The sequence below is a fragment of the Herpetosiphon gulosus genome (assembly GCF_039545135.1).
GTDB lineage: Bacteria > Chloroflexota > Chloroflexia > Chloroflexales > Herpetosiphonaceae > Herpetosiphon > Herpetosiphon gulosus.
This window is the reverse complement of sequence record NZ_BAABRU010000016.1, coordinates 73,850-85,990: the sequence shown is the minus strand read 5'-3', so window position 1 is coordinate 85,990 and position 12,141 is coordinate 73,850. Positions and strand designations below refer to the sequence as shown.

The window sequence follows — 12,141 nt, the reverse complement described above, 5'->3', positions numbered from 1 at the left end:
ATTTCTGCTTAGGCTATCGCCAAGCAAAACCCGAACTTGTTATAGATTAATATTCTACCTGGCTCAATTGATCAGTTATCAACGAATCCTAACGATATGGAAGCTACATAAGGAAATTTCATAGCTAGATATCCGATCATATGCAGATAATTTGATATAGATTATGGTACAATGGCGCAGCTTTATTCTAGTCTTACTGGTTAAAGGAACATGGTCATGGGTCAATTGCCGAGCTTTGCAGATCAGCCGATTGCCGAAGTTATAAAGCATTGTCGCAATGAGCGTTATCGCTTTATCCAAGAACAGGAAAGTGAATCAGCCGCCTGTTCAGAGCTTTTTTGGCGAGCGTTAAAAGGTAATGATCAAGGAGCATGGAGCGCTATTTACGAGCAATTTAAGGGTTTAATCTATCATTGGATCAATGATAGTCAATTTGCTGATCCTGATGATATTCTCCAAGAGGCTTGGAGTAACTTTTATCATTATGCTCCAAAAAATCAGGAGCTTGTTGAAAGTTACAATTTATCGCGCTATCTTAAATATTTATTTCGCTGTGTTAAAACCGTTATCATTCGTCAGGCACAAAATGAGCCTAAACAACATTTATATCTAGATATTAATAATCCAGTTTTTGCAGATATTACCCTAATCGACACCAATCAGCTAAATAGTGCTGATGAACATCAATTGACTCAACGTTTAATCGAATTAAGCCATAATGAGCAAGAGCGATTAGTTTTCATCCTTAAATTTATCTATGAATATAAGCCTAGAGAAATTCTAGACCGTTATCAACAGCGATTTCAGGATATTCAAGAAATCAACAAAATCATTCAACGGTTGGTACGGCGCTTTCAAAACGATCCAATTATCCAACAATATAACCCCAATCTCGTTGCTGAAGAATGCCAAAATCGAGCACCAGTTGACTCGCTTACAGTAGCAAAATTTAGTTCTGATACTGAGGCTGAGGATACACTAATGGGTCAACCATGTTCATTAACCACCGATGTATTGTTAGATTATGTGCTAGGGCTAGCATCACCAACAATCCAAGCACAAATTAGCGCCTCAACGGCATGTCAAGCCGCCGCACGGAGCCTAGCCCAACGTATTTTACCGTTCCGTTGGTTTATGCATAGCTTAAGCTGTCCTGATCCAGAGCAACTGCTTGCCTATCAAGAAAAGCTATTAACTACAACTCCGCAATTAATCGTCTATGCTCATATCAAAACCTGTCCACTATGCCAAGATATTCTCGTTTTGCTTGATCACCTTGATCAGCGATTTGAACCACCACAACCAACCTTTGCACTATTTCGTAAACCACTAAGTTTTGGCTTACGTGGGGCAAGTAATACAATTTGGGATTTTGAGACTCCACGCTATTGGATTACATTAAGAGCAGATCGGCAAAGTCTCAATCAGCAGCGCTGGGATCTTGCAGGCCAAATTCGGCTACTCGAGGATCGCCAATTAGCAGCCCATGAGCTACAAGCATTAACCCTGCGATCAATTACCGATCCAAATCACACGTTTAGCAGTAGCGAACCTCAAGCAGCCCGCTTCCGAATTTTAAACATTCCAGCCGGCCACTACACCCTTGAGATCATGACCATCCATGGCCAGATCATCCTTGAAGCAATCAGCATCGAAGGAGTTCAGGCCGATGCATGAATGTCGGACATGGCTTGAGCATTATCAGCGCTTGGCTGAGCCGCAACGCCACATTTGGCTGCAACAACATCCTCCCTGTCTACAATGTATAGCCGAACTCAAGCACCAAAGTGATCAGCATTTACGGGTAAACGGCCAATTAGCTGATTGGTTCAGCCAAGCCGCCATTGAAGCTGCCTTGGCAAGCTCCGACCCCGAAATTCAGGCACTAGCCGATTGGGCGCGTGGTAATTGGGCGATTTATCACGATCATCAACAGGTTTTTGGATTCTATGAACAAGCATTAAGTTTCTACCGCAAGCAAACCGATAATCTTAGTATTGCGCGATTATTGGGTAATTTGGTTGGTGCCTATGCCGACCGTGGCGATTTTAAAGCAGCTGAGGCCGCCTATGCTGAGGCCAAACAACGCTACCAAGGTTTTGATCTTAGCTATCAATTAGTTTTGGAGCAAAATTATGGCATTGTTTTGAGTCGCCATCGCCATTATCCTGCTGCCCTAGCTTGTTTTAGCCAAGCAATTGTTATGGCCCACCAACTTAGCTTAGAGGATCGTGTTTTAGAAAATTCGGTCAATCAAGCCCTAATCTTCTTTTATCAGGGGCAGTTTCGCCAAAGTGAAGCCGGATTACTCAACAGCTATCGCTTGGCCCAAGCGCTTGACCATGGGTTAACAATTGCCCGAATCGCGATGAATCTCGCTGAAGTGTATGCCAATCTTGGGCAACCAGCTTTGGCGATCGATTATTTTAAACAGGCGCGTTTGGGCTTTCAACACCAACATGCCCACATGGAACAGGGATCGGTTTGGCTGCGCGAAGGCCAACTTTTTGAACGCCTTGGGAGTTTTGGCGCAGCAATTCAGGTTTATCAAGCCGCCATCAACCACTTCGAACAGCATGCCATGCAGCCACAGGTCGCCGAAGCATATGCCCGTTTAGCAATTGTATTTCGCGCCACACAGGCTTTTGATCAGGCAAATCAAGCGTTATTGCAAGCACAACAACGTTGGCAAGCATTAGATCATCAAAGTTGGTTGTTGACAATCAGATTAGAACAGATTGCCCTTGCATTAGCCCAAAAAGCCTATCAATTGGCTGAAACAGAGCTGGCACAGCTTCAGCTACCTGACCCTACTTATCAGTACCACATTATTGGTGCATATAAGGCTTTAGCCGCCGAACAACGCTTTGAGGCAACCCAACAGCTAGCAGCATTCCAGCAAGCAACCGAACATTATCAGCAACTACTAGCCTATGCGCAACAAGAACAACATCAGTGGCTTGCCCGTGATAGTTATGCTGGTTTGGGACGTTTAGCCTATGAACTCGATCCAATTCAAGCTCTAACAGCCTTTGATCAGGCATTAACTCATGAAAAAGCGATCCGCCAAGCACTTAGCGTCGAAGAACTCAAGGCCAGCTTTCATGCTCAAGCCTATGCGGTATACCACCTACCCATTGCAATCTGTCGCCAATTGCGGCGTTGGGCTGATTTGTTAAATTATGTATGGCACTATAAAGGCAGTGCTTTAGCCGAAATTATCCATGCCAAATCTCAACTTCAGATTAACCCTCTAGAATTACAACAACTCAACCAGTTGCGCCAATTGTTGGCGAGTCGCCGCTGGGAATATGGGCAACGCTCAGGGTTTGATCCAGAGTTTGCTGCCGAGATTTTAAGTTTGGAACAACAAATTCAAACCTTACGCCGTGAACGCAATAATCAAGCATTCAGTCAACCAAGTTTTGGCACGCTGCCAATGGTTTTTCAGCAGCATCAGGCCAGTTGTTTAATCGAGTTCTATACCGATCAGCACTTTTTGTATGCCCTGCGGATTGAACAAAATGGGAGTATCCAGCACTATCGATTGGTCGATCTCAACCAACTAAAAATACTCCTGATCGATCTCCAGCTTAGTTTCCGCAATGTCCTAACGCTGACACCAACCCAGCTCCAGCAACAACTGACCATGTGGCAGCAAGAAAGTCTGGCCTTATTAGGTGAATGTTTTGATTGCTTAATTCGTCCGCTCGGCTCTTTCAAGCTGCATAGCCAGATTCTGATCTCACCCTGCGATCCGCTCTATTTGGTGCCATTTGCCGCGCTATGGGATGGTCAAGCATATTTTGGAACAAATGTAAAGATCAGTTTAACTATTTGTGCTGGAATCTGCCAACCAACCAAGCCACCTGAGTACAGTGACTCTCAGCTAGCCCTATTGATTGGTGCTTCAGCTGAGGGAAAGCTTGAGCAAATTGAAGCAGAGATTAGCGCGATCCAAGCGATTTTACCCAAGCATCAAGCTTTATTTGATCATCCAGACGATTATCAATGCTTAAGCCAATTAGAGACTAGCCCGCGCTATCTCCATATTGCTGCCCATAGTATATTACGCTTTGATGCCCCGATCTTCTCGGCAATTCAACTCAAGGGTGGGGTTTTTGCGGTTGAACAATGCTATGAATTACCTTTGAACGCCAGCGAATTAGTTGTTTTGAGTGGCTGTACGACTGCTACAGGGTTAGACACTGGTGGGTCTTTACTCGCATTCCAATCAGCATTTTTTGTTGCAGGAGTGGGCCATGTGATTAGTAGTTTGTGGGAAACCCATGATCAAGCAACCATGTTGTGGATGCAAAGCTTTTATCAAGGCCTCACCCAAGGTTTAGACGTTCCTCAAGCAATCCAGACAAGTCAAGCTTGGCTACGCCAACACCCACTTTATAATCATCCCGCCTTTTGGGCAGTATTTAGCCATAGCCGTATCTAACGAATACCTAGATTAGTGCCAAAAAAGCCCAAACGCCGCCTCTCTTAGGATAGACCACAAGCCTTAAACATGTAGAAGGAGTTAAGTTATGCGGCTGCGATGGATGCTCAAACTATGGCTTTGCTTAATTGGATTAAGCATCGTTGGGATCGTTCTGCCAGCAACGACTCTTGCTGAATTCACCAACTCAGGCTATGCGCCTGATCCGATTGGCTTGCCTGGTGATTGTATTGGAGTTACCCCACCAAGTGGGGCAACCCCGATTTGCTGCATGAGTGGCTATGTTTGGTTTGATGGAGCAACTATTCAAGGGGCAATTGTAACGGTTGAAACCGCTAGTGGAACGCAACAAACCCTCAATACAGACTTTCATACAGGTAGCCCATATGCCTACTATAAGACAGCCTTGGCAGGCGCACCATTGAACCTCGTCGCGGGTCAAACAATCAGCGTTACGGCAACCTATGGTGGCTATACCCAAACCATTAGCCATACGGTTCAACGCGGTGGGCAACAGGTTGACCTCGTTTTGGCCCGTCAATCAGTCAATGATTATCGCTTCCAAACCAAAGTATGGCCAAGCGGGGCTTTAGGTAGTTTTCGTAACCCGCAGGCACTTGCAGTCAGCCAGCTTGAGAATGCGATTTATGTTGCTGATAGTGACAATTACCGCATTCAGGTGATTAAAAATGGGATATTTCAACAAAGTTGGGGTTCAATTGGCAATCTTGTCGATGAATTTGCTCGAATCTCAGATATTGGCTTAGATCAACAGGGGTTTGTCTACGTTGTTGATGCAGGTAATCAACGTATTAAAAAAATTAAAGCTGATGGTCAAGTCGTAGCGATTTGGGATAGCGATCAAGGATTAAACCAACCTGAAAAAATTGCGCTTACGCCTATGAATCAGTTATATGGCTTAAGCGTCGATGGAAGTGTCGATATTATTAATACGCTCAATGGACAGCATCAAGCTCATTGGAACTATAAACTCATTCTCAATAAGCCTTTGGGTATTATTCGAGATATTGCGGTTGACCAATATCAACAAGTGTATATCGTTGATGGTTACTACAATGCAATTTATAAATTCACCAGTAATGGTCAATATATTGGCACAATTGGTAGCCAACAACCTGGATTTAGACCAAAAGCAGTAACAATTAACCTTGAACAAAATACATTGATGGTAAGCGATATTTGGAATCAAAAGATTTATACAATTGCAGCAAATGGCTATACTTTAGAAGTATTAAACAATCAAAACGCTAATGATCTTGCACTTAGTGCAACTGGAAAGCTCTATGGATTAAATCAAAATCGAGTTCAACAAATTGGTTCAAACGGGGTAATTATTCAAGAATGGGGCAGTGATGCAACTGATCAGGAAATCCGCAAACCTGATGGAATCGCGATTAACGCTCAAGGCCAGCTCTATGTTGTCGATCAAGATCAAGCTCGGATTTATCAATTCGATCAGCAGCAACAATTAATTCATTCATGGGGTGGTTTTGGTAACTCAAATGGCCAATTTAATCGCCCAAGCGGCATTGCGATCGATCGTCAGAATAATATTTATATTGCAGACACCAATAATCATCGAGTTCAGAAATTCAATTCCCAAGGTCAGTGGCTAATGAGTATTGGTAGTTATGGAATTGGCAATGGAGCATTTGATCGGCCTCAAGGAATTAGTATCGATCAGCAAAATGGCGAGATCTATGTCACCGAATATGGGAATCATCGAGTTCAGAAATTCAACCAACAAGGGCAATTTTTGCTAGCTTGGGGTGGCTATGGCACAAGTAACGGCCATTTTGATGCCCCGATTGGCATTGCGCTTGGCACAGATCAGCTTGTCTATGTTGTAGATAGCGCCTTTGCGGCCTCCAACACCAATCATTCACGCATCCAAGTTTTTCGTAAAGATGGAACGTGGGTCAAAAGCTGGGGCAACTATGGCTTATTAGGGCATCCACGCTGGTTATTAATCGATGAAAATAATCATCTCTGGCTCAGCAATGCCCAACACCAAGGACGCATGCTCCAGCGTTTTAACAGCGATGGACAGCCGCTTCAGGCGTTTGGTAGTTTAGGTCAAGCCAACGGCCACTTTAATACGCCAGTTGGTTTAGCAGCTTACCAACAAAACCTCTATGTTAGCGATAGTCTTGATCGACGGATTCAAATTTTAACCCCCATGCGCTATACAAAACCGATTGCGACGATCACATGGGCTGGTAAATTACAACTTACCTTAGACACCGATCGTTTGGTGATGTATGGCCGAGGCTTCGATAGTAGTCAATCAAGCTATACAGATGTGCAGTATCAATGGTATTTCGATGGCGTTTTAATCGGCAATCAAGCAGTTTTAGATTTTGATATTCAGCATGCCTCGATTGGTCAGCATATTGTTAGTTTACGGGTTCAGAATCAAGCTGGTGAAAGTTCAGAAGAACGTTTTATAGAAATACGGATCTACCCAGTCCCTCAAACGACCTGGACTTTTCTACTGTACCTCGTTGCTGATAGTGCCAATGATGGTTCGGAATTATTGGCGGCAATGGATAGTGATGGCTTAGGCCAAGGCCTATTGGCTCGAATTCGCCAGCTTCAAGCACAAAATCCTAATGTTCATGTCAATGTTGTTGCCCAAATTGATGGCTATAATCAACCAACTCGTCGGCTAACCTTACAACCAGATGGAACATTTAGTGATCAACCAATTGGTGAGGTCGCAATGGATACCAGCTCTGGTCTGGCTGATTTTATTAGTTGGGGCAAAACTGAAAAACCAGCAATGTATTATTACTTGGCAATTGCAGGCCACGGCAATGGAATTCAAGGAACAGCATGGGATGATTCGAGTGGCTCAAATCAATATTTGAGGATCACAGAACTCCGCGCGGCCTTAGATGAAGTCCAAATCGCCAATCAACCAGTAATTGATGTGCTGCATTTCGATGCTTGTTCGATGGGTTTATTTGATATCGCCTATGAATTACGCCATCATGTCCGTTACATCGTAGCTTCACAAAATTTGGCTTGGTCTTTTTTCCTCCAAGATCGTTACTTTGCGCAAACTGGCGAATATACGACACCCCAGAGTTTAGCAACGTTTATTGTTGAAACCTATGCCAATCATGCCGATCAGCTCAGTCTAAACCCGTTGGCAGAGCAATATCCCTATACAATTGCTCTGCTTAATCTGGCACGTAGTGAAACCACATTAACTGCACTTAATCAAGTAGCACAACAATTAATCACTATCAGCAGTACCAATGTGGCTATGCGACAACATTTGGCCGAGATTCGCCAGCAGAGCCAAAAATTTGATTCCGATGGCTCATATGAGATTAGTCCTAGCGACGAATATATTGATCTTGTGCATTGGCTTGAACGGCTGCAAAGTAGTCCTGAATTAAGTGATCCGACGCTCCAGAGCGCAATTCAGACCAGCTTAAACAGCCTGAGTGGCGCAAATCCTTTGATTTTAGCTGATGCTTCAAGCGGAGCAAGGTATCATATGCCCAGTCGGTATCAATCGATCCCGACAGATTTAAGTGGGGCAAATGGCATTAGCCTCTACTATCCAGCTCCCAACTCACCAAGTGTTCCTACCAGTTTATGGGCCGAATATCGCAATCATCAACGCTTTTCATTAACTCAGGCATCGGCGTGGGATGAATATTTAACCCTAAGCCTTGGGCCATCCGCCTTACCACCTGGCCAAATTCCATTACCTGAGCCAGGCTATCCCTTCAATCAACGCCATGTTGTATATCTCCCGATCAGTCGGAAATAAGCTTACCGAGCTGTATGCAGGTTAAAAACCCCCTCGACTTGGTTTTTAGCCTGCATGCCAAAAATATCAGCAACGATACTCTCTTCTATCATAGACGCTGCATCCTAGTGCAATCTAGGGATAGTTCAGGGAGTATCTATATGGCCCAACGATCAACGCAACCGCCGCGCAAACTGTATCTTTGGATTATGTTTATCCTCGGATTAGGGTTAACAAGTGCCTCTGCTCGTACCGCAAGTTTTAGCGCAATCGATCCTCCATTCACCATAAGCTATCAGGGAAGTTTAGTTGATGGCTTGAATCAACCAGTTAGCGGGGCAACTCCCATGGTCTTTAAACTCTACAGTGGCCCCACCAGTGGCACTCCGCTCTGGACGGAAACCCGCAGCGGCAATAATGCTGTAGCCGTCAACCAAGGCCTCTTTCATGTGTTGCTTGGCAGCCTCAGCCCACTTGATGTCCAATTGGCCACCCAAACCCTGTGGTTAGGCATTAGTGTCAATGGCGATGCCGAAATGACTCCCCGCAGTCAATTAGGTGGAGTTCATTTTGCCCAAGTTGCAGCCAATGTACCAAACCAGAGTATCAGCAGCGAGAAGCAAACCATTCAAACGCTCCAAGCGACTGATCTTCAAGCAATTCGGATTCGGGGAGCAGTTCCATCACAGCTATTAAGCGAATTTATCTTTGAGGATGTTCCAGCTGGCGATATTAGTATCAACGCGACATTGGTTGGCCGTTTAGAAGAAGGCTTAGGCGATGGCTCACTCAGCCTCAAAGTTAATAATGCCTTGATAGATTATCGCCCTAGCCATGTTATTACCCAGGATTTTACCCAAGTAACCTTGATTGGGAGCGTTGATAATTTCGCTGGTGGCACACTCACAATCCAAATGAGCGCATCAACCGAACAAACCAACGCCCAAGTGTTATATGGAATCGACAATGATCCACGCTTTCAACGCAAAGTGGTCTTAACCGTTGGTCAATAAATCGCGTTAGGAGATTTGTTTCATGAAATTACGAACCCAGGTTTTACTCAATCTGTTAACCATACTGAGTGTTTTGGCGATTGTGCTAACCCATTCCAGTTTTGCGGCGATCACCGCCAATCCAACCCTCAGCAATCAAACTACCACCATTAGCTACCAAGGCACACTCAACGATTCGCTTGGTCAGCCGATTAGCGGAGCCACGCCGATGATCTTTAAACTCTACAATGGCCCCGCTGGCGGCACTTCGCTCTGGACGGAAATTCGCAGCGGCAATAACGCTGTAGCCGTCAACCAAGGCCTCTTTCATGTGTTGCTTGGCAGCCTCAGCCCGCTTGATGTCCAATTGGCCACCCAAACCCTGTGGTTAGGCATTAGTGTCAATGGCGATGCCGAAATGACTCCCCGTAGTCAATTGGCCAGTGTCCCGTTTGCCGCCGTTGCTGGCACCGTCCCCAATGGCAGCATTACCCAGCTTCAAGCACCTAATCTGATCGAAGGACCCACGGCTAATACCAAATTGGCCCACGGCCAAGCGGTCGCAACTCGAATCAACAATCAAAGTAGTTATGGCAATGTAACAATTTCGCTGGAAGATTATGCATTTAGCCAAACCCCCACGGTATTATGTTCAACTGCGGGCGGAGGCGGCTTTGATTGGACATGTCATGTCGAATATGAAACGCCAACTTCATTCACGATTTGGGTTGCGCGGCGATTCGGTGGCAACGATTGGGTAACCGCGCCCGTTCGTTGGATTGCAGTAGGCAATTAGGAGCAGCATATGCAACATTTAAAGCTTGTAAGCCAATGGTTTCGATTGATCGTGATTAGTTTTCTGCTAAGTAGTAGCATCTTAAGCCGATCATACGCTCAGAGCACCGAAGCCCCTATTTTGGTTGATCCAAAAGGACTCTTGTCAGCCGATCTGCATCCAGCGGTTATTGCGGCACTGGGCCAACCAACAATCAACCCAACGAGTAGCCATTATCTTGTTGGCAGTGTGCGGCAGGAGGCAGGCTGGGCACTTATTTCACTGCTGGTTTTGGAGCAACCCTCAAGTTCGGAGCTTGATCATGCACCATCGATTTTACTGCTTGCCCAGCAACAACACCTGCAATGGCAAGCAGCAGCGGCTCCTAGCCAGCAATTCAATCAGTTCGTTAGCGATGCTCCAACAACCTTTCTGAGCGCGAATGCCAAGCAAATCTTACAACTTGATCCTAATCGACCTCAACAACCAACCTTGGTAGAGTATAAATTTCCTTGGGTTAAAGATCTCGCATGGGCATTAACCTCGGCCCGCAATCCAGCGTGGCATGATGTATTTGGCAATACCGCTGCGCTAGATTTTATTACCAGCGGCGCAGACAAACGGGTTTTAGCCTCGGCAGCAGGCACGATTACTGGGATTTGTAATGGCTCAAATGGCCTAGCGTATAATGTCGAAATCATGGATAGCGATGGGGTGAAAATCAATTATGTTCACCTTGATCAAGCCGCATGGGATCGTAATGCAATCGCGCTTGGGCGGGTTGTTCAGCGGGGAGCTATTTTAGGCAATGCTAGAGCTGGTACCTTCAGCGATTGTGGCAATACCAATCAACAGGCCAACAGCGCCCACGTTCATTTAGTGGTACCAATAAATCGCACGATCGTCATGGATGGCTGGACGATTCAATACCCCAATAATTATCTTGAACGGAATGGTGAGCGACGTGGACCTGGTAGCTTCTTTACTTCAAGCAATGCCCTAGACTCAATTCCGCCAGTGATTAACTTTGTGGCAGGGCCAGCAACCGAACGTTGGTATAACACCAACCAACGGATCGAATGGCAAATCAGCGATCCTGACTCAGGTGTTCGCGGAATGAGCCAAGCTTGGGATAGTACCCCGCCAGGGCCACCACCGCAATTTGCCACCAATCAAGGCTGGCTGGATTTTAGTGGGTTGAGCGAAGGCCAGCATACAGTCAATGTCCGCGCTTGGGATAATGCTGGCAATGAAGCCAGTAGCAGTCGTGGCTGGTTTGGCTATGATATTAGCCAGCCCCAGGGCAACATCAGCAGCCCACTCAACAATACAATCATCACCAGCCCACAGCTTGAGATTAAAGCAGGTGCAAGTGATAGCTTAAGCGGAGTTCAAGAAGTTAGCTTCTATGCTCAATATAACAACACACGGCAGCAGATTTGCACTAGCACAGGAGCACCACACCGCTGCCAATGGACTATACCGCAGGGCATTTCCGATCAGTCAATTATTATTTCAATTGATGTGCTGGATAATGCAGGCAATCTAGCCCAGAATAGTGGGGGAACCCGGAGTCTGATTCTTGATCAAACCGCACCCGTTGGGGCTGTACATCTAAATTATGGCTGGGGATTTGCTCATGGTCTGGCCATGCCGCTTAATCTTGTTGCCGATGGCACAGGGAGCCCATTACAGAGCATGCGCTTAAGCCACAATGGAGTTGATTGGGCCGAATGGCAACCGTTTAAAGCTTGGTCATGGGTATTGCTTACTGGTGAACACCAGCAAACTGGGCGCATTTATGCTCAGGTTAAAGATTATGCCGGGAATACTTCGGCAACCTTCGAAGGCACAATCGACTTAAACTTTTACCCAACCGTACCACAATCAAACCATTACCAACTGCCTAAAAGTATTCATGCACTTGGTGGCACGAATCAGCAATCGGCCAATTATCAGATCATGGGTACAATCGGCCAACCAATCGCTAACAATGGCGATACAACCAGCAGCAACTATCGGCTTACCCTTGGATATTGGGGAACCCATGTAGTTGCCGAACCAGCGGTTTACACGGTCTATCTCCCCTACACACGCAAGTAACAAAATGCAGGGCGATTCCACGTGTGGAATCGCC

Annotated in this window: 6 protein-coding genes; all 6 read left to right on the top strand. The window is 45.7% G+C overall.

Translation table 11 applies throughout. The features are described 5' to 3' along the window. Positions 1 to 216: 216 nt before the first annotated feature. The 6 genes from ABEB26_RS19980 (at position 217) to ABEB26_RS19955 (ending at position 12,107) form a co-directional block, all read left to right on the top strand. The gene (locus tag ABEB26_RS19980; protein ID WP_345723823.1) at positions 217 to 1,677 is read left to right on the top strand and encodes an RNA polymerase sigma factor; all 1,461 of its coding nucleotides are present in this window, start codon (positions 217 to 219) and stop codon (positions 1,675 to 1,677) included. Further along, the gene (locus ABEB26_RS19975) at positions 1,670 to 4,450 is read left to right on the top strand and encodes a CHAT domain-containing protein (RefSeq protein ID WP_345723822.1); all 2,781 of its coding nucleotides are present in this window, start codon (positions 1,670 to 1,672) and stop codon (positions 4,448 to 4,450) included. Before ABEB26_RS19980 ends, ABEB26_RS19975 begins: the two co-directional genes overlap by 8 nt. Before the next feature lie 88 nt (positions 4,451 to 4,538). Then, positions 4,539 to 8,258: a clostripain-related cysteine peptidase gene (locus ABEB26_RS19970; protein ID WP_345723821.1), complete on the top strand. Its 3,720-nt coding sequence runs from the start codon at positions 4,539 to 4,541 to the stop codon at positions 8,256 to 8,258. Positions 8,259 to 8,398: 140 nt separating this feature from the next. Further along, the gene (locus tag ABEB26_RS19965; RefSeq protein WP_345723820.1) at positions 8,399 to 9,250 is read left to right on the top strand and encodes a hypothetical protein; all 852 of its coding nucleotides are present in this window, start codon (positions 8,399 to 8,401) and stop codon (positions 9,248 to 9,250) included. 22 nt (positions 9,251 to 9,272) lie between these two features. Next, positions 9,273 to 10,025 carry a hypothetical protein gene (locus tag ABEB26_RS19960; RefSeq protein WP_345723819.1) on the top strand — a complete coding sequence of 251 codons (753 nt, stop codon included), beginning with the start codon at positions 9,273 to 9,275 and terminating at the stop codon, positions 10,023 to 10,025. 9 nt (positions 10,026 to 10,034) lie between these two features. After that, positions 10,035 to 12,107, top strand: a complete 2,073-nt coding sequence (locus ABEB26_RS19955) for an Ig-like domain-containing protein (protein WP_345723818.1) — start codon at positions 10,035 to 10,037, stop codon at positions 12,105 to 12,107. Positions 12,108 to 12,141 lie beyond the last annotated feature (34 nt).

What these genes read in the sequence shown, in the direction of transcription:
- ABEB26_RS19980 (WP_345723823.1), top strand. Translation starts at nt 217, where the DNA reads ATGGGTCAATTGCCGAGCTTTGCAGATCAGCCGATTGCCGAAGTTATA.
- ABEB26_RS19975 (WP_345723822.1), top strand. Translation starts at nt 1,670, where the DNA reads ATGCATGAATGTCGGACATGGCTTGAGCATTATCAGCGCTTGGCTGAG.
- ABEB26_RS19970 (WP_345723821.1), top strand. Translation starts at nt 4,539, where the DNA reads ATGCGGCTGCGATGGATGCTCAAACTATGGCTTTGCTTAATTGGATTA.
- ABEB26_RS19965 (WP_345723820.1), top strand. Translation starts at nt 8,399, where the DNA reads ATGGCCCAACGATCAACGCAACCGCCGCGCAAACTGTATCTTTGGATT.
- ABEB26_RS19960 (WP_345723819.1), top strand. Translation starts at nt 9,273, where the DNA reads ATGAAATTACGAACCCAGGTTTTACTCAATCTGTTAACCATACTGAGT.
- ABEB26_RS19955 (WP_345723818.1), top strand. Translation starts at nt 10,035, where the DNA reads ATGCAACATTTAAAGCTTGTAAGCCAATGGTTTCGATTGATCGTGATT.